This window comes from Ureibacillus chungkukjangi (genome assembly GCF_003217295.1).
GTDB lineage: Bacteria > Bacillota > Bacilli > Bacillales_A > Planococcaceae > Ureibacillus > Ureibacillus chungkukjangi.
Genome location: NZ_QJTJ01000010.1, coordinates 73,645 through 92,004, shown reverse-complemented (window position 1 = coordinate 92,004; position 18,360 = coordinate 73,645). Strand labels below are relative to the sequence as shown.

Genomic DNA, 18,360 nt, shown 5'->3' with positions numbered 1-18,360 from the left:
GAAAGTTTTGGGTTGGTTTTTTAACCACGATTTTCACCCCCAAACCTTCTAATTAAATATAAGAAGAATGGTACCCCTATCAATGCTGTAACGACGCCGATGGGAGTTTCATATGGAAAGTTAATATATCGGCTCACCACATCACAAAGAGCCAAGAAAAATGCACCTAGTACTGCTGAACAGGGAATGATGTATCGATAATCCTCCCCCACTATAAATCTAGTAATATGAGGAATCACTAGACCGACAAAAGCAATTTTCCCTACAAGAGCAACTGCCGTTCCTGTTAAGCAGACGACTGCAAGCATACTAATTAAGCGCATCGCCTTTGTTTTTTGTCCTAGCCCAACAGCAATATCCTCACCCAATGATGAAATTGTAATCGCTCGAGCAGAAGCAATCGCAATAATAATTCCCAGGAAACCAAATGGGATAGCGAGTAATAGCATTTCTAGATCCACCATCTGCACTTTCGTGTTATACCAGCTACTTACGGTTTGTGATACCTCAAAGTACATTGCCACAGCCGTAGCGACGCTGCTAAGGAATGTACCAATAACCGTCCCGATAATAGCTAATCTCACTGGAGACAGCCCATTCCTGATTATTGAACCGAATCCAAAAACCAGTGCTGCACCAATACACGACCCTAGCATTGACAGTAAAATCATTTGGTAGTTTGTCAGTCCCGGGATGAATACTATAGCCAATGTAATAACAAAAGCAGAGCCATCATTTACGCCCATTAAGGAGGGAGAGGCTAAATAATTACGTGTAATCCCCTGCATGACCGCCCCAGCTACAGCAAGAAATGCACCTACTAAAATAACGGCTAGAGCCCGAGGTATTCGGCTAGTCCGAATAATTTGATGATCTATATTATTAACATCAAAATGAAAAATTGAATTCCACACAGTAAACGTACTAATATCTTTTGTTCCATATAAGATTGAGATTAAAGCGATAGCACAAATAAAGAACGGTGAACTTATTAAAATAGCGAATGGTCGATGAAAACTACTTTTCAAAATACCCACCTTTTCTGATTTTAAAACTGGTAGCTAGGTAGTTTATTTTTTCTAGCTACCAATGATTTAAATTTATTGGAATAAGTTTTCGTAAGCTGCATCTAAGAATTTTACTTTTGACCAGGCTGTACCACCCTGAGCTAAAGGATCAATCGAATTAACATATACTTGACTTGCTTTTGTAGCGGCTAGATTAGCGAAAATTGGATTGCTTTGTAATTCTTCCAAGCTTTTTGGAGCCTCTGCATTCTCACTTGTTTCAAATTGAAGGAAGATAGCATCCGGGTTTACCTCAGCTAAGGTTTCTAGCGTAATTTCAGCCTGTGCTTCTGTTTTCGCAATAATTTCAGGTACAGGAGCACCTAAATCTTCATATAACACAGGATTTAAATACACATCTTGTGGATAGATATACATTAAGCCACCACGAATACGGATGATTAAAATCTCTTTATCTGCTAATTGCTTTGTTGCTAAGCTTTGTGCATCTGCAACCTTTGTTTCGTAATCAGCAATTATTTTTTCTGCTTCCGCTTCTTTTCCGCCAAGCTGTGCAAGAACCGTTAAGTTTTCTTTCCAGTTTGTTGAAATATGAGAATACGGAATCATCGTTTGAATTTTATTCATTTTCTCAACTACATCTTCGCCCCACTTCGATGTACCAACAATCACGTCTGGCTGCAAAGCTAATATGCTCTCAGGATTTGGCTCTCTCTTATCACCAATCAGCTCAGCCCCAGCTAAATCATCTGCTATGTAAGTAGGAATTTCCCCACCAATTTGTAATACCCCAGCAGGTTTAATGCCCAATATAGCGGCGTCCTCCATAGCTTCTAAACTAGCGGCTACAATACTGTTTACTTGTGTAGGAACTTTGTAATCTTTGCCTAAGTATGAAATTGTTTGTGTTGCTGATTTCGTCGTTTCCCCTGCTGAAACAGTTGTTGTTTCCTGTTGAGACACCTCTGTATCTTCATTGGTAGCTTGTTCGTTACCCGCGGTACATCCTGCTAATGCTAATGTTAAAATTGCTACTGCACCAAATCCCCATCCTCTTTTCATTTCAAAACACTCCTATAGTTAATATTTGTAAAAGTCGACTTTTATAATGATAATGATAATCGTTTTCAATTAGATGTCAAGAGAAGATTTGAATTATATGAAAATTAGGGGGATTGGGGGCGGTTTGAAGAGGCATTCTTATATGAGGAATTAGTACGGTTGAATGATAATAATCTTCTTGCTTTTGTTCTACGCTACTGGCTTATGTGACTGTCATTTTTCTTGGGGATTGCTCTGGATTTTGCCTTCATTTGGTGCATGAAGGATGCTTTTCGTGGGGATCGCTTCGGCTTTGGCGTTCATCGAGTTCGTGAAGGTCATTTTCCTTATCCATTACTATCGTTTTGTCTTTCATCAACCTCATGAAGGTTACTTTTCTTATCCATCGCTATCGTTTTGTCTTTCATCAACCTCATGAAGGTCGCTTTCCTTATCCATCGCTATCGTTTTGTCTTTCATCAACCTCATGAAGGTCATTTGCCTTATCCATCACTATCGTTTTGTCTTTCATCAACCTCATGAAGGTCATTTGCCTTATCCATCACTATCGTTTTGTCTTTCATCAACCTCATGAAGGTCGCTTTCCTTATCCATCACTATCGTTTTGGCTTTCATCAACCTCATGAAGGTCGCTTTCCTTATTCATCACTATCGTTTCGACCTTCATCTACCGCATGAAGATCACTTTCCTCATGCATCACTCCACTTTCGACCTTCATATATTCAAAAATCATCAAAACACAAGAAGATACAAAAAAGCCCTAAAAGCTTCACATTCAAGCTTTTAGGGCATTCTAAATTATCAACTATATTGATGCTGATGTAATCTTGCAAAGATACCGTTATCTGCAACTAAATCATTATACGAGCCATCTTCTTCTATACCATTTGGCGTTACGACCATGACACGATCCGCATCCTTAATGGTAGCTAAACGATGGGCGATAACAAGGGTTGTACGGTTTTCTGCTAATTCTGCTAAAGATTCTTGGATAATCTTTTCTGTTTCTGTATCGAGTGCAGAAGTAGCTTCGTCTAAAATTAGAATTGGCGGGTTTTTTAAGAACATACGAGCAATCGCAAGTCTTTGCTTTTGTCCGCCCGATAGCTTTAAGCCACGCTCCCCAATTTCTGTTTCTAAACCATGCGTTAAATTATTAACAAATTCCTCTAAATGGGCTTTTCTTAAGGCTTCAACAATCTCTTCCTCTGTAGCCCCAAGCTTACCATAAGCGATGTTTTCACGAATTGTTCCTGTAAATAAGAACACATCCTGCTGCACAATACCGATTTGGTCACGTAACGAACGCTTTGACATATCGCGGATATCCATTCCGTCGATTGAGATCGACCCACTTGTGACATCATAAAAACGTGGTATCAATGAACAAATCGTTGTTTTCCCTGCACCGGAAGGACCAACAAAGGCTGTCATTTCCCCAGCTCTTAAATCAAATGAAATATCATTTAAAATAACCTTGTCTCCTTCATAGCTAAAGGTTACGTTCTCAAATTTAATGTCCCCATGTAAATACTCAACATCGGTTGCACCCGGTTTGTCTTGCACTTCTGGTTGTTCATTTAGCATCTCTTGGAATCGTTTAAATCCGGCCATTCCTTTTGGATACAGCTCAAGTAATGCACTTATTTTATCGATCGGCTTGATTAACACATTTGTGTAAAGTACAAAGCTTACTAACTCTCCGTGGGTTAGCTTTCCATTCAGACTTAACCATGCCCCAACAACTAGTACGACTAGAGTTAGTAATCTTGTCATCATGTAAATTCCTGAATGCGTCCCAGCCATAACTTTATAACCTAATAATTTCGCCGTTTTAAATAAACCATTTTGCTCGCGGAAACGGTCCATTTCAAATTTTTCATTTGTAAATGATTGCACAACACGTATTCCAGAAACACTGTCTTCAATACGGCCATTTACATCCGCTATTTTGCCATACATCTCTTTCCAGGCTTCGTTCATTTTTTTATTACTGTATGTAACAATCCAAATTAAGAACGGTACAGCGACAAGAGCAACGAAAGCTAATGTTGGATTGACGTTGAACATAATCAAAAATGCCCCGATGAACGTCATAATCGCGATGAAAAAGTCTTCCGGTCCGTGATGGGCAAATTCTCCAATATCAAACAAGTCATTTGTTATTCGACTCATTAAATGCCCTGTTTTGTTATTATCGAAGAAACGGAAGGATTGCTTTTGGAAATGGTTGAATAAATCCTGGCGCATATCGGTTTCAATATTGATTCCCAGTTTATGTCCTAGATAGTTGACGATAAAATTCAAAATCGTACTAAGCACATATACCAATAGCAATAAAATACTTACATTTACGATTATTCCCCACTCATTCGTTGGAAGCAATGTATCGATAAACCATTGAACTGCCATTGGAAATGCTAATTCTAAAATGGCTACTATAATTGCACTTGAAAAATCGACTATAAATAATCGTTTATGCGGCTTATAATAGGCAAAAAACTTTGAAAGCATGGAAGTCTCCCCTCATTTCGGTTTACGAAGTATAATTTCTAATTTTAACCTATCTATAGGTAAAATGTTAGAAAAAAATTATGTTAATCTAAGAATTTTTACAAGCTGTTCATTTAAATAGTCTGCCTCCTGCTCAAAGTCATTATTATACCACTCAATAATTAATCCTAAAATAGCATTTGCCGCATATGTTGCCTGGAAATTTGAGTCAATACTGTCCTCTAATTTATAATCCTTATCTAAATTTCCTCTTAAAAGTCTCTTAACCTCTTCAAGTAATAAATAATAATACGTTAGAGGTACATTTTTAGATAATATAATACGATAATATTCTTTATACTTCTCAACATGATGAAATATTCGAATTGTCGTTGGATTTAATTCTTTAGGATTTAACTTTATGACATGTCGATAAGGCTCCTGATAGGAGTTTGCTAAATCCTCCACAATCTCTTTAAAATATTCTTCGAATAGATCACCAATCTGTGTGTAATGCAGATAAAAAGTGCCCCTATTTACTTTTGCAATCCGACAAATTTCAGAAATTGAAATGGCTTCTAACGGTTTATTTTTTAATAAAGTTAGTAATGCTATATGCAGTGCTTCCTTCGTTTTTACAATTCTCAAGTCGAGTTGAGTCATTTTTTTCACCCCTTATTGAACAAAAGAGACATGTTGTGTTCATTACTAAACATTATACTCTTTTTTGCTGATTGAAAGCGTTTACTTGATTCGTTTATAATTTTATTGTACAACTGTTCAATAATTTAACGGGAGGTTTTTTATTATGAGATTACAGGACAAAGTGGCAATCGTTACAGGCGCAGCTTCTGGTATGGGGAAAGCTATCGCTGAGCTTTATGCAAAAGAAGGCGCAAAAGTAGTTGTTTCTGACTACAATTTCGAAGGAGCACAAGCAGTAGCAGAAGGTATTAAGGCTGCTGGTGGAGAAGCTATCGCTAACCGTACAAATGTCGCTGAATTAGGTGATTTAGAAAACCTATTCGCTGAAACAAAAGCAGCATTCGGTAAATTAGACATTTTAGTAAACAATGCTGGAATCATGGACGGCATGGAGCCTGTCGGTGAGATTTCAGATGAAAAATGGGATCGTGTATTTGCAGTAAACACTACTGGTGTTATGCGTGCAATGCGTATCGCAACAAATATCTTTTTAGAACAAGGTCACGGTGTAATCGTAAATAACATCTCTGCAGGTGGTTTGCGTGGGGCTCGTGCAGGTGCAGCCTACACTGCTTCAAAACATGCCGTAACTGGCTTAACAAAAAATACTGCCTATATGTATGCAAACTCAGGCATCCGTTGCAATGGGATTGCACCTGGTGGAGTAGAAACAAATATAGGTGCTTCAATGACAGGCATTTCTCAGTTCGGTATGGGACGTCAACAAACTGGTAGTGGTACAATGCCACGTGTTGGTAAGCCTGAGGAAATCGCACAGCTTGCCTTATTCCTTGGCTCTGATGAATCAAGCTTTGTAAACGGTCAAGTAATTGCTGCTGATGCTGGTTGGACTGCATACTAATATATTGAATTAGATTTTTTGAGGGGACCATTGAATAATGGTCCTTTTCATATCACTTGAAGGTTGAAATACATTTCGGGCATGAAGCAGTTTATTCGAGTGTTGAGCTGCAGGTGATGCAAGGTTTCCTTTCAAAGATACAGTTCCCGTACCGGCTCTTTAGCCTAAAAGCTCTGGGTTTCCTAGCACTTGAATTGCTAATTCAGTGAAATAGTTTGCTGCTACGTCTAATGCATCTTCGTTCAATTTAAAGGCTGGATGGTGCCAAGCTTTTGGACCGTCAACACCCACCCACACAAAATAACCTGGGATTTGGGTTTGATAGAAAGCAAAATCCTCGCCGGCAGGAATTTGTTCAGCCTCAACTGCTTTGTAGCCAATATTTTCTGCTGCCTCAGCTGCAATTTTCGTAAATCGTTCGTCGTTATTTACAACTGGGAGATAAGAAAACCATCTAAATTCAGCACTTGCTCCGTAACTTTCTGCAATTCCTTCCGCAAGAGCTTGCATACGTTTACCGATCACTTCTCGGGTTTCTTCCTGGAATGTTCGAACTGTCCCTTCTAGTTCTGCTTTCTCCGGAATGACATTCCATGTGTTGCCTGATTGAAGCTTTGTCACCGAAACAACAGCATTATGGAATGGACTTAAATTTCTGCTAACAACACTTTGGAACGCACTAACAATTTGACTAGCAATGACAATTGGATCAATCGTGTCATTAGGAATACCTGCATGTCCACCAACCCCAATAATATCTAATTCAAAACGATCAACACTCGCCATTAAAGAACCGGAACGTATACCTATCGTTCCTACTGGAAGCTCGGGTTTATTGTGCATCCCGAAAATCGCTGATACCCCTTCTAAAACACCTTGTTTAGCAACATATACCGCGCCTTCGGCAACTTCTTCTGCCGGTTGGAAGATTATACGAACTGTCCCTTTTAGCTCCGAACGGCGATACTGTAATAATATTGTTGCTCCAATCATCGACGAAGTATGGAAGTCATGACCACATGCATGCATAACCCCATCTGTTTTAGAAGAAAACTCAACTCCAGATTGCTCCACGATAGGAAGTGCATCTATATCAGCACGTAATGCTATCGTTGGTCCATCTTGTTCACCCTTTACTTCACATACTAGGCCAGTTTCCAAAGAGTAATCTAAAACCGTAATACCTGCTTCCTCTAACCAATGACGAATACGCTTTGTTGTTTCATATTCTTCAAAGGCTAGCTCGGGGTTTTCGTGAAGTTCCCTACGATATGCAACAAGCCTTGATTGTAAATTTTCAACTAAGTTTGTTCCCATACTAAGTACCTTCTTTCTAGATGTATTTATTCAACAGATTCCAAATAACGATAAAGTGTTGACTTACTGATACCGGTTTCATTTTTAATATCAAGTAATGTGTAATTTCCTGAATCGTACATCGCGATAGCTTTTTTTATATTTTCATTTGACTTTTTAGGTCGTCCGATAGATTTCCCTTGTTCTTTTGCATTTACAAGACCAAGAGTTGTTGATTGTTTAACAATATCGGTTTGGAAAGCAAGCAAATGGTCTAGCATTTCAGTTAACGTAAAATCCAAGGCTCCCTTACTTTCTATCTCTTCATTAATAAACTGAATGGTCACACCATCTTTATCACATAATTTTAGTAGCTCTATGAGGTGTCTTGTTGTATCAGCAATAGCAACCATTCGTTCAACAAGTATGATATCGCCTTTTTGTAGAGCCATTAACATTTTTTCAAGCTCTACTCTTTTTTTGGGAGAGCCGTGTAATTCCTTATATATCTTTTCACAGTTGGAAAGCTTTTTTAGCTGTTCGTTGCAATCTTCATCATTATATAAAGGACGTATATACCCGTAAATCATTTATTTCACTCCTTTTCAATTCCCAAAAAGGTTCCTTTTTAGGAATAAAAGTGTTATGATAGCCAAAGAAATTTTAAAGTAAAGGAGATTTCCATGCAAAGTTTAAAACAACAATGGTTCGGTAATATCCGTGGTGATATATTATCTGGACTTGTAGTAGCACTTGCACTTATTCCAGAAGCAATTGCCTTTTCTATTATCGCTGGCGTTGACCCTATGGTTGGTCTATATGCATCCTTCACGATGGCTGTCATTATCGCCTTTGCTGGTGGACGCCCCGGGATGATTTCCGCCGCCACTGGAGCAATGGCTTTAGTAATGGTTCCATTAATAAGAGATTATGGAGTAGAGTACTTATTTGCAGCAACCCTTTTAACAGGGGTTATTCAAATAATTTTTGGTGTACTAAAAGTAGCTAAATTAATGAAATTCATTCCAAACGCCGTCATGATTGGCTTTGTCAATTCATTAGCAATCTTAATCTTCATGGCGCAGGTACCACATTTTATCGGTATCTCAACAATGACCTATGTCTTTGTTGGCGTAACTTTATTACTTGTCTATACATTACCACGTTTCATCAAGGTGATTCCAGCACCGCTTATTGCGATTGTTGCATTAACAGTAGTGGCAATTTTTAGTGGTATTAATTTAAGAACGATTGGAGATCTTGGAACAATCACTCAATCACTACCAACATTTATTATTCCTGATGTTCCCTTCAATCTTGAAACATTTAAAATCATATTTCCATTCTCCATTTCACTTGCCATAGTCGGCTTAGTGGAATCGTTATTAACAGCTCAAATTGTTGATGATATGACAGGAACTGAAAGTAATAAAAATCAGGAAGCACGTGGACAAGGAATCGCCAACATTGTTACTGGATTTTTTGGAGGAATGGCTGGTTGTGCAATGATCGGTCAATCTGTTATTAATGTGAAATCTGGTGGGCGTGGTCGATTGTCTACTTTAATCGCCGGCTTATTCCTAATGTTTTTAATACTAGTGCTTGGTGATTTAGTCGTTAAAATCCCAATGCCTGTTTTGGTTGGTATCATGATTATGGTTTGTATTGGCACTTTTGATTGGAGCTCATTTAAATACCTTGTCAAGGCGCCTCGAACAGATGCCCTTGTCATGCTTACGACAGTTGTAATAGTCGTTTGGACACACGACCTTTCGAAGGGTGTTATTGCCGGGGTCATTCTAAGTGCCGTATTTTTTGTAGTTAAAATATCTTCAGTCAAAATCATGCAGGAAGATAATCGTTATTTTGTAAATGGACAGCTATTCTTTGCTTCTACTGACTCCTTTGTTGACTACTTTAAATATAATGAAATTAAAAGTAATAACATTCAAATTGATTTCTCAAATAGTCGCATTTGGGATGACTCTGGTGTTGGTGCACTTGTTAAGGTGGAAGAACTTTTAAAGGAAAAAGGGATTCAGGTTGAAGTGGTCGAATTAGATGCTTCCAGTAAGAAAATTATTTCGCAATTAGAAAGCCTATCTTCATCTCATTAGGGGGGGATTATAATGTACAAACATATTTTACTTGCTGCTGACGGTTCAGAAAATGCTGTTCGCGCTGCTAAAGAAGCCATCAAGATTGCTTCTTGTAAAGAGGATTCATTTATTGAAGTAGTTTATGTAATAGACTTCGACAAATCAAAATCAGGAGTATTACATTCAAGCTCAAGTGAAGCTTTAAATTTAGAAAGGCGTCAAAAGATTTCTAAAGTAGAACAGACACTTAAAGAATCCAATGTATCTTATAAAGTAACTTTTTTACACGGGGAACCGGGTCCTGAAATCGTCAAATACGCCAATGAACAGCAGGTCGAATTAGTTGTCATTGGTAGCCGCGGCTTAAACGGTTTACAGGAAATGGTTTTAGGCAGCGTTAGCCATAAAGTCATGAAACGTGTTAACTGCCCTGCATTAGTTGTAAAATAAACATTAAAAGTCTCTTCAAGAACATTAAAATACCCCGTAAAAGCTAGAAACCAATCTATCCTTTACGGGGTTATTTATGTTTATTTAAAAAGCTGCTTCACCATTGTTCCGTTGTTATTATAAACCCTTACCTCTGCATATGCTCCGTTTATAAACGTAAGCTGGGGTGGCATATGTCCACAATCTATATCATATGCAATGGGCACATTTAGTTCTTCAGCAAGCTCCATATAGACATCCAATATATGATAGTCATTTACGGTTTCATTTGCCGCGCTTCTTCCAAATAAAATCCCACTACAATTTTCAAACCAACCAGCTAGCTTCATCTGAACAAGCGATCTTCGCAAGTCGGGCACACTCAATTCACAGTTTTCAAAGTACCAGATAATCGGATCATTATTTATGTACTTTTGTTGGAATTGCCCGACATCCCCAAATGGAGTGCCAATTAAATGACGGATAACATCAATACACCCTCCAAGTAAGCGCCCTTTTATGAGAATCGGGGTATTTTTAATGGTCTTCCATTTTGTTGGCTCAGTTAAGTGATACACCCAATCGGTTACATAATCATGCTGCCATCTTAGCTGATACATTTCAGAGGGATACTGGGTAATTTCCTCGCCCTTTTTTGTAAACAACACCTTTTCCCACATGGCTGTTGTAGGATCCGATGCTTGTCCACGCATATCGATTAAATTTGGCCCGTGTGCTGTAGCGATTCCTGTTTTTAAAGTGATAGCCAGCAAAAGCGAACTTATATCGGAATAGCCGAGTATCCATTTAGGCTTAATATTATCAAAGTCGATATGCTCTAAAATTTCGATTAACAGCTCTCCGCCCCAAGGTGGATATATCAATTGGACAGTGTCATCTCGCAACATTTGATTCAGTTCCTCTGCTCTTACTGTTGCTTGCGCCGACTTCATTTTATATTGAGTCCAGCATGTTTGTCCTATTAAAAATTCGTAGCCTTTTCCTTTCATACGATAAACTGCCTCTTCTAATAAGGAATGCTGCTCCAAATGTAATCCAGATGAAGGTGCCGTAACACCAATTTTTACTGGCTCATTTAATAATGGATAACGAATCATCAAAATAGCCCCATTTCGTCTATAAATACTTATGTTTTTAATAACATATTATACACTCGAGTTATTTAGGATTAATTTTCAAAAAAATAAAGCCGATTTCTGAATAGAAATCGGCATTGTTCATTTAATTATTCTTCATTTTCATCGAGGTCAGTACCTGTACCAGTTCCACCAGTACCTGTTCCGCCTGTTGTTCCAGTACCACCAGTTCCACCTGTTGTACCAGCACCGTCAGTTGTAGTACCACCTGTTCCACCCGTTGTACCATTTGTTGTACCACCAGTAGAATTATTAGTACCACCAGTACCATCAGTTGTACCATTGTTGGTACCCATTCCATCTTCTGTATCTAATATCTCATCGTCACCGACAGTATTATTGTTAGTACCTGTACCGTTTGTGTCATCATTTAAATTAGTATCCACGTCATTTACATCTTCATTAATAACGTCATCATTTTGAGCCTCATCAGTCAAACCACATCCAACTAAAGCTCCTGCAAAAAGAAACATAAACGGAATTGCTAATAATTTTTTCAACACATTTTCCCTCCTTAAAGTGATGGTCTTAGAATGTGTTGTTTTAAGGAGGATATACTTATTTTTTTTATAAATCTTCCCCATAAATCCCTACAGTTTGGCGCACAATAATAAACTCTCTTCCATCCCAATGTAGCAAGTTTTCAACAAAGCCTAATCCATCTGCATGGTAGCGTCCAGCAATTTGTTGCATAGTAAGCAAATCATATTTGCCATTTCGCGCTAAATCAACAGGATAAATCGCACTGATTGGATCTACCCAGCCTTCTATTGGCTCTTTTAGCGTGCCATCTGCATTGTAAATTTCATTTAAATAATCTGAGCCCTTATATTGCAGATCTAAAGTATATTTTTTCTTTGGATCTCCACTATATACGCCGACTTTATAGTTATTTTCATATTGCACCTTAAATGTGTGCCGGTCATTAAATTGAACAGAGTCAAAAATTTTCATCAATCTTCCTTGGATAAAGGAATAGACGTAGGCAAAAATAACGCCTCCACTACCACCCGAATCCATGGCAACAAGGATATCCTTCACTCCATTCCCAGTCAAATCGCCTAACCAAATCGTTGGCTCATAACCTGCATTTTCTGATAGTGGAAAGGCTTGGAATTGATTAGTTCGACCATCTTTAAGCACCATCTGGATATTCGTGATATACGGACTATCCGATTGCTTTGTACCAGTTAAGTAAATCCAATCAGGATGCCCATCTCCTGTTACATCCCCCATTGCGCTAGCAACGACTGTCTGACCAGTAGCTGACACTCTAGGAACCCTTCTCCAATAAAATTGATTATTCATCATCATTCTCCTTGCTATAGATTCTTCTATTTATTAAATGAGCTAAGGCAAGGAAAAGTGTAGCTTTATCGATAAAAATAAAAACCACACAAATACCTACTGAAAAACAGTATTTGTGCGGGTATAGGTTATCGTTTGTTAATCCATGAAAAAATAATGGCAATTATAATTGCAAAGCCAAGATAGCCCATTAGTGAATATACCTGGCCGACTAGTGTAGTAAAGCCTACAAAGCTACACATAAAGCCAATTGCACCTACCATAATGACAATCGGTTTGTAGTTTGGATCCTTTCGCGGGACAAAACGAACTACAAACGAATAAAAAAGACCAACTGCTGTGTTATAAATCATACCTAATAATGCAACCGCCATTAATAATCCGAGCGCTGGGTGCATATTAGCTGCAATTTCTAGAATCGGCATGTCCTTCCCAGCTACCACATCCATTTTAGCTAACATGGCCACATTAATAAGAATGATTAAAATCCCCAGCATTACCCCGCCAATTATTCCCCCAAATCCGGCTACTCTGCGACTAGTTGCCGTACTGCCAACAACTGTCATCATAGCAACACTTGTAGCAAGATTATAGGATACGTAAAGTAGTGCGCCCATTAGCCAATTGGGAGCAGCTACTCGTTGATGCTGTGCTAATATATTTTGCTCTGCTAAAGTTAAGTCCATAGTAAAAATCGAGTAGATCGCTATAATCAGCATTATTCCCAACAAATAAGGTGTAGCTACAGCGATTACATTAATGATATTTTTTACATTTAGCATTAATGTTAAAACCGTAATGATTACCATAAACAGACTACCGATAATCGGATCAATACCAAGTATTTGATACAAAGTAGCTCCTGCTCCTGCAAACATTGCTACTGTTACGGCAAATAAAAAGAAGGTAATTAATATATCTAGAATTGATCCAAATGATCGACCTGCTATGTGATAAACAACTGCTTTATGTGATGTAGTATGTAGTTCATAGCCTAATTGCGCTATATTCATTCCTAAAAATGCAAAGCCTATCATAGCAACGATAGCACCAACAATCCCATAAATTCCAAAGCCAGTGAAAAATTGCATGATTTCCTGTCCAGATGCAAAGCCACCACCAACAACTAATCCAACAAATGCGCCACCAATTTGAAAACTCTTTTTCACCAATTCCCTCTTTTCTAAAATTGGACAATCATATATCTAAGCTTTTTTGATATGATTTCTCTCTCTTTATACATACGTCTAAGGGAGCAATTAAATGATTTTCAAATTTCGACGAAAAAATCGCATGGAAGAGTAATTTGCCATACCCATCCCTGCGATTTTTGTTTTTTACTTATAGGTTTTACTAGCTACAGTATATTTTGTAATAGCTTCTAAATTCGGTTTAAAACCAATTCCTACCTCCTGTGGGACGGTAATATAACCATCCTCTACAACAACTTCTGGTGTGATAATATCCTGTTCAAAGTAATGGCTTGAACCTGCTGTGTCACCTGGCATAACAAAGTTTGAAAGTGATGTTAACGCTATATTGTGGGCACGACCAATCCCTGACTCGAGCATACCGCCGCACCAAACTGGAATCCCTTTTTCTTCACAGTAATCATGGATTTTTTTCGCCTCTGAAATCCCACCAACACGACCAATTTTAATATTGATAACACCACAGCTTCCAAGTTCAACGGCTTTTCGAGCATCTTCAAATGAATGAATACTTTCATCCAAACAAATCGGTGTTTTGATTTGCTTCTGTAGCACAGCATGGTCAATAATATCATCCGATGCAAGGGGCTGTTCAATCATCATTAGGTTAAATTCGTCCAGCTGTTTAAAGACGTCCACGTCCTCTAAAGTGTAAGCTGAATTGGCATCTGCCATCATCGGCATATCCGGGAATCTTTCACGAAGAGCACGCATTACTTCAATATCCCAGCCCGGCTTAATTTTTAGCTTAATGCGTTTATAGCCATCCTTAACTGCCTTATCTACAACTTCTATTTGTTTCTCTATCGTCTCTTGAATCCCTAAACTAATCCCCACTTCGATTTTTTCCTTTTTACCACCTAGTGCCTGTGCTAAGGATTGATTCGTTTGCTGTATATAAATATCCCAAATAGCCCCTTCAATTGCAGACTTCGCCATATAATTTTTTCGAATTCCCTTGAATAGCTGCTCAAGCTCATCAGGATGCTCGATTTTATTATTTAAAATTAATGGAATTAAAAAGTCCTCTAAGATATGCCAATTGGTTTTTAACGTTTCCTCGTTATACCAAGGGGCATCAAAAGCAACCGATTCTCCAAAGCCGATTGTTCCCTGCTCATCAGTGACCTCTAATAATAAAAATTCTTTATCGAGAAAGGTACCAAAGCTTGTAGAGAAGGGGGTTTTGAGCTCCATTTTCAAATGACGGATTGTTATTTCTTTTATCTTCATAGTTTTCCTCTTTTCTTCTATGTGAGTTCGATAAGCTCTCTTTTTATAAATTGATAGTAATGAACATCTTTTCCTTTTTCCAAGCGAACAGCTGCATAGCCATTTGAAAATAACATTTGAATCAGACTGCGCGTCTTCAAACGCCAATCTAAAGCAAGCTTTGGATCTGTTGCTTTTAATTGCTGAAAACTTTGTGGTACTGGTAATAAATATACATCTTCTTCAAGAAGAAGTTGAGAATTCACCTCTGCAAGTACAGGGAAGTTTAAGTCATTCATTTTATATGGAGCAACTATACTCGCTTTTGTTAAGTCGATTGCATGCTTTTTTTCCACATACTTTGATGTTAAATGCCAATTCACCTCAAATCGATCTGATGGAAGTCCCTTATTTAACCCATCCTGCATTTCACCATAGCAGTTTTCTATATATGTATCGCAGATAGTGTGTAATTTTGTTAGGTTTAAATAGCCGTTTCGTGTTTCTAGTGGATCATATGTCCACAACATCATGTCATAGCCGCGCTCAATAGCAATTTTTCTCTGTTCCCACTTTAGTGCTTCTCCAATTCCCTTTTCACGTACGTTTTTTGAAATTCCTAGGATATGTGAGGTTAGATGAACCTTTCCTTTTTTATATCCCGGAAAACTATAACTTACACCTACTAGCTTTTCTCCCTCAAATGCCCCAACAACAATTCCACCATTTTTAATAGCTGTTAAGGTTTGATGAATTGGAATTGGTGGATGTCCCCAAACCTCCACTTCAAGTTGCTGCATTTTTTCGAGCTCTTCAATTGATCTTATCTCTCTTATCTCCAACTCTAGTCCTTCTTTCTAGATGAAGTTATTTATACATAATTATATATATTCAAAAGGGGTTCCTTCTTTTATTTTTTAAATTAAATTATCCCAATGATCCATTTTCTAAAAGTGTTGATTCCCGAATATAGAATGTTACAATTATAGGAAAGTTTTTGAAATTTTTCATAAATTGATTTTAAGGGGATGTACTATTTGCAGAGACAACACATAGGGGTGCTAATTGGGGGCGTGCTGCTTTTAGTTGTTGCAATGGGAATCAGTCGTTTTGCATTTACACCGATTTTACCATTTATGCGAATTGATGAAGGACTTTCATTTGAGAAAAGTGGCTATTTAGCTTCAAGTAATTATATCGGTTACTTTGTTGGAGCTCTAGGTGCTGGATTTATCTATCGCAATAAAAAGAATTTTTTGCTTCTAACCGTTCTTCTGAATGTATTATCGATTTTGATAATGGGGCTAACACATTCCTTTTTACTGTGGGTGCTCTTACGCTTTGTTGCAGGCGCTACTAGTGGCTTTATTTTTGTACTTACATCTAGCATTATTATGGATTACTTAGCCTCACATTTTCAGACACGTTTTTCAGGCTTTTTATTTTCTGGAATTGGAATAGGAATTGCGATTTCTGGCTTACTCGTCCCTTTTATAGAAGGTATTTATGATTGGGAAGGCACTTGGTTAGGGCTAGGAGTTCTAAGTGCATTATTTGCAATCTCCACTCTCGTTCTTTGGAAAAATATATCTATTAAAGATGGAGTGAAAGTTGAAAAAACAAATGATACAAAAATCCTTCAGGGGTTTATGCCCTGGCTAATTATCGCTTATGGCTTAGAGGGTCTTGGCTATATTATTACAGGGACATTTTTAGTAGATATTATATACAATATTGAGAGTTTAAGATCCTTTGCGAGCTTTAGTTGGGTAATCGCAGGAATTGCTGCTGCACCAGCTGCTCCTATTTGGATGATGTTAATCTCTAAATACTCTACTGTCAAAGTTTTATCAATTGCTTACATATTACAAGTGATTGGGATTCTATTACCTGTATTCACTCAAACAGCTTGGAGTGTACTTCTATCAGCCTTTTTGTTCGGCTTTACTTTTGTAGGGATTGTATCTCTTTCAACTGCATATGCACGCGAACTATTTCCAAAGCAAAGCGGTGTTGTCGTTTCAGCTCTAACAACAGCTTATGCACTCGGTCAAATTATTGGGCCTATATTAGCAAGCTCGGTTGAATCCTACTTTAATAGCTTTAAGGCGCCGCTTTCCTTCGCAGGCTCGATTGTAACCGTCGCTCTAGCAGTTCTACTAGTAGGAAAATGGTATAGCGATAGAAAAGAGCTTTCTAAAGCTATAGAGGCTTCCCATCATGCACGTTAAATCTATTATTTAGTAGCTTCTCTTTAGATAAGAGAAGCTTTTTTACTTCTCTCCATTCCTAACCTCAATTAATCCTCCAGCATTTCTCTAGTCACTCTCCCAACTTCTATATGAAAGTAGATTCATTCCTCCTGTTTTCATATTAGCCTTTCGTAAGTTTTTAACTTTCATGGCTATATGTCCATGAACTAAATCTATTAAGCGAATATTATGGTACAGAAAGGAGGTGAAGAAATGGTTTGTAATTGTTCTTACCCATTCACTTGCCCTGTTCACACTCCTCCAAAAAGGCAAAGGGATGACCTAGAACTTCAAAGAATGGATACAAACCACCTTATTAATCTATTATTAATCTCTGTTTTTATGAAATGGCAACATGACCAAGACGGAGTGGAGCGCCCAATAAGAAATGATTACCACGTTGGAAAACAAACTCATCTGGTAGATTTAACTGAACAGCGACTGCTAATTCATTTTCTTTCCCCTCTCAAGCGGATTCTCCATGAGGAATTGGAAGTGTGCATCCAACATTTCTTAGAAACAATGCAAATGCAGCATGAAGTATATAGAGGAAACTGCCAATGTGATCATGTAAGCAAATGCTATAATGCAGAGAATTCTGAAAAGGGTTCAGAGGAACACCATAATAATTGTTTAGTAATATCGGATATTCTAAAAGCCTATAAAATAACCAATCATCCATCAGATTCTAGCAAATGCGAGCATTGTGAAGATTGCACGTTTACTCAAACCGAGGCAGTGGAATCCGAATTCCAACAGCCGCCTCTTGAAAAGCAACAACAGCATGTTGATATTCCTGAGAAGATTTGGCTTCCAGATGTACTTTCTCTTTTGCACAAAGAAGGATTTCTCCATTTAGATGCCTTATTTTCTAAACCGGAATCTGAGTTCAAAGAAGATTCCAAAAGTATAAAGCCCTAAACCGAATCTAGCATCAATCACAACCAATAATGATGAAAACCTCCTCCTTTCTGTCATTATTCACGAATGTGATTGGAAGCTAATAATTTAAACACTTTTACTTGAACGTATGAATTTTAAGATTTATTGTAAATTTGGCTACCTTTTTATTAAGGGCAAAATTTTCTTCCACTAACCCATTTTATACAACCTATTTAATGCCTATTAGTTCGAAGCTAATAGGCATCTTTTTTGTGTGAGGGGGGCATCTGGCTAGTCTGACGCGTCTCACACTCGATTTCCTTTTGAGACGCGTTTCATCAGCACAGTTACCCCTCCTCTTTT

17 protein-coding genes are annotated in these 18,360 nt (G+C 37.9%); 5 read left to right on the top strand and 12 right to left on the bottom strand.

Annotation, left to right across the window (positions count from 1 at the left end; translation table 11 throughout):
• Positions 1–20: 20 nt before the first annotated feature.
• From BJ095_RS09560 to BJ095_RS09545, 4 genes are all read right to left on the bottom strand, one after another.
• Positions 21–1,028 (bottom strand): FecCD family ABC transporter permease, encoded by a 1,008-nt coding sequence (locus tag BJ095_RS09560; RefSeq protein ID WP_107935139.1) that lies wholly within the window; start codon positions 1,026–1,028, stop codon positions 21–23.
• Between the two features lie 72 nt (positions 1,029–1,100).
• Complete coding sequence (locus tag BJ095_RS09555; RefSeq protein WP_107935140.1) at positions 1,101–2,090, bottom strand: ABC transporter substrate-binding protein; 990 nt, start codon at positions 2,088–2,090, stop codon at positions 1,101–1,103.
• Positions 2,091–2,892: 802 nt separating this feature from the next.
• Entirely contained in the window at positions 2,893–4,605 is a 1,713-nt protein-coding gene (locus tag BJ095_RS09550) for an ABC transporter ATP-binding protein (protein ID WP_107935141.1), read from the bottom strand.
• 78 nt (positions 4,606–4,683) lie between these two features.
• Positions 4,684–5,247, bottom strand: a complete 564-nt coding sequence (locus BJ095_RS09545; RefSeq protein WP_107935142.1) for a TetR/AcrR family transcriptional regulator — start codon at positions 5,245–5,247, stop codon at positions 4,684–4,686.
• A gap of 145 nt (positions 5,248–5,392) precedes the next feature.
• Here BJ095_RS09545 and BJ095_RS09540 point away from each other — a divergent pair, with 145 nt between their 5' ends.
• The gene (locus BJ095_RS09540) at positions 5,393–6,151 is read left to right on the top strand and encodes an SDR family oxidoreductase (RefSeq protein WP_107935143.1); all 759 of its coding nucleotides are present in this window, start codon (positions 5,393–5,395) and stop codon (positions 6,149–6,151) included.
• A gap of 159 nt (positions 6,152–6,310) precedes the next feature.
• Here BJ095_RS09540 and BJ095_RS09535 read toward each other — a convergent pair whose 3' ends face one another.
• Together BJ095_RS09535 and BJ095_RS09530 are read right to left on the bottom strand one after the other, a co-directional pair.
• Positions 6,311–7,468 carry an amidohydrolase gene (locus BJ095_RS09535; protein WP_107935144.1) on the bottom strand — a complete coding sequence of 386 codons (1,158 nt, stop codon included), beginning with the start codon at positions 7,466–7,468 and terminating at the stop codon, positions 6,311–6,313.
• A gap of 26 nt (positions 7,469–7,494) precedes the next feature.
• Positions 7,495–8,037: a recombinase family protein gene (locus tag BJ095_RS09530; protein ID WP_107935145.1), complete on the bottom strand. Its 543-nt coding sequence runs from the start codon at positions 8,035–8,037 to the stop codon at positions 7,495–7,497.
• Positions 8,038–8,130: 93 nt separating this feature from the next.
• Here BJ095_RS09530 and BJ095_RS09525 point away from each other — a divergent pair, with 93 nt between their 5' ends.
• Together BJ095_RS09525 and BJ095_RS09520 are read left to right on the top strand one after the other, a co-directional pair.
• On the top strand, positions 8,131–9,564 hold the full coding sequence (locus BJ095_RS09525) for a SulP family inorganic anion transporter (protein WP_107935146.1): 1,434 nt from the start codon (positions 8,131–8,133) through the stop codon (positions 9,562–9,564).
• A gap of 12 nt (positions 9,565–9,576) precedes the next feature.
• A complete protein-coding gene (locus BJ095_RS09520) occupies positions 9,577–9,996 on the top strand; it encodes a universal stress protein (protein WP_107935147.1) in 420 nt (139 codons plus the stop codon).
• Between the two features lie 80 nt (positions 9,997–10,076).
• On the opposite strand, the gene BJ095_RS09515 is transcribed toward BJ095_RS09520, so the two are convergent.
• The 6 genes from BJ095_RS09515 to BJ095_RS09490 all read right to left on the bottom strand — a co-directional run bounded on the left by BJ095_RS09515 (position 10,077) and on the right by BJ095_RS09490 (position 15,663).
• On the bottom strand, positions 10,077–11,093 hold the full coding sequence (locus BJ095_RS09515) for a S66 family peptidase (RefSeq protein WP_107935148.1): 1,017 nt from the start codon (positions 11,091–11,093) through the stop codon (positions 10,077–10,079).
• Positions 11,094–11,221: 128 nt separating this feature from the next.
• Positions 11,222–11,632, bottom strand: coding sequence for a hypothetical protein (locus BJ095_RS19020; RefSeq protein WP_181418016.1), 411 nt, complete (start codon positions 11,630–11,632; stop codon positions 11,222–11,224).
• A 67-nt stretch (positions 11,633–11,699) separates the two neighbouring features.
• Positions 11,700–12,440, bottom strand: coding sequence for a hypothetical protein (locus tag BJ095_RS09505; RefSeq protein ID WP_235867625.1), 741 nt, complete (start codon positions 12,438–12,440; stop codon positions 11,700–11,702).
• A 128-nt stretch (positions 12,441–12,568) separates the two neighbouring features.
• Complete coding sequence (locus tag BJ095_RS09500) at positions 12,569–13,609, bottom strand: YkvI family membrane protein (RefSeq protein WP_107935150.1); 1,041 nt, start codon at positions 13,607–13,609, stop codon at positions 12,569–12,571.
• 168 nt (positions 13,610–13,777) lie between these two features.
• The gene (gene menC, locus BJ095_RS09495) at positions 13,778–14,884 is read right to left on the bottom strand and encodes an o-succinylbenzoate synthase (RefSeq protein WP_107935151.1); all 1,107 of its coding nucleotides are present in this window, start codon (positions 14,882–14,884) and stop codon (positions 13,778–13,780) included.
• Positions 14,885–14,901: 17 nt separating this feature from the next.
• A complete protein-coding gene (locus BJ095_RS09490) occupies positions 14,902–15,663 on the bottom strand; it encodes a GNAT family N-acetyltransferase (protein ID WP_107935215.1) in 762 nt (253 codons plus the stop codon).
• A gap of 237 nt (positions 15,664–15,900) precedes the next feature.
• Between BJ095_RS09490 and BJ095_RS09485 the strand changes: the two genes are divergently transcribed.
• Positions 15,901–17,094 (top strand): YbfB/YjiJ family MFS transporter, encoded by a 1,194-nt coding sequence (locus tag BJ095_RS09485; RefSeq protein ID WP_107935152.1) that lies wholly within the window; start codon positions 15,901–15,903, stop codon positions 17,092–17,094.
• A 318-nt stretch (positions 17,095–17,412) separates the two neighbouring features.
• Positions 17,413–18,036 carry a hypothetical protein gene (locus tag BJ095_RS09480; RefSeq protein WP_153062700.1) on the top strand — a complete coding sequence of 208 codons (624 nt, stop codon included), beginning with the start codon at positions 17,413–17,415 and terminating at the stop codon, positions 18,034–18,036.
• Positions 18,037–18,360 lie beyond the last annotated feature (324 nt).

Bases quoted from the DNA above. Each gene is read 5' to 3' on its own strand.
- BJ095_RS09545 (WP_107935142.1), bottom strand. From the start codon at position 5,247: ATGACTCAACTCGACTTGAGAATTGTAAAAACGAAGGAAGCACTGCAT.
- BJ095_RS09505 (WP_235867625.1), bottom strand. From the start codon at position 12,440: ATGAATAATCAATTTTATTGGAGAAGGGTTCCTAGAGTGTCAGCTACT.
- BJ095_RS09540 (WP_107935143.1), top strand. From the start codon at position 5,393: ATGAGATTACAGGACAAAGTGGCAATCGTTACAGGCGCAGCTTCTGGT.
- BJ095_RS09530 (WP_107935145.1), bottom strand. From the start codon at position 8,037: ATGATTTACGGGTATATACGTCCTTTATATAATGATGAAGATTGCAAC.
- BJ095_RS09515 (WP_107935148.1), bottom strand. From the start codon at position 11,093: ATGATTCGTTATCCATTATTAAATGAGCCAGTAAAAATTGGTGTTACG.
- BJ095_RS09520 (WP_107935147.1), top strand. From the start codon at position 9,577: ATGTACAAACATATTTTACTTGCTGCTGACGGTTCAGAAAATGCTGTT.
- BJ095_RS09480 (WP_153062700.1), top strand. From the start codon at position 17,413: ATGGATACAAACCACCTTATTAATCTATTATTAATCTCTGTTTTTATG.
- BJ095_RS09555 (WP_107935140.1), bottom strand. From the start codon at position 2,090: ATGAAAAGAGGATGGGGATTTGGTGCAGTAGCAATTTTAACATTAGCA.
- menC (WP_107935151.1), bottom strand. From the start codon at position 14,884: ATGAAGATAAAAGAAATAACAATCCGTCATTTGAAAATGGAGCTCAAA.
- BJ095_RS09535 (WP_107935144.1), bottom strand. From the start codon at position 7,468: ATGGGAACAAACTTAGTTGAAAATTTACAATCAAGGCTTGTTGCATAT.
- BJ095_RS09525 (WP_107935146.1), top strand. From the start codon at position 8,131: ATGCAAAGTTTAAAACAACAATGGTTCGGTAATATCCGTGGTGATATA.
- BJ095_RS09550 (WP_107935141.1), bottom strand. From the start codon at position 4,605: ATGCTTTCAAAGTTTTTTGCCTATTATAAGCCGCATAAACGATTATTT.
- BJ095_RS09490 (WP_107935215.1), bottom strand. From the start codon at position 15,663: ATGCAGCAACTTGAAGTGGAGGTTTGGGGACATCCACCAATTCCAATT.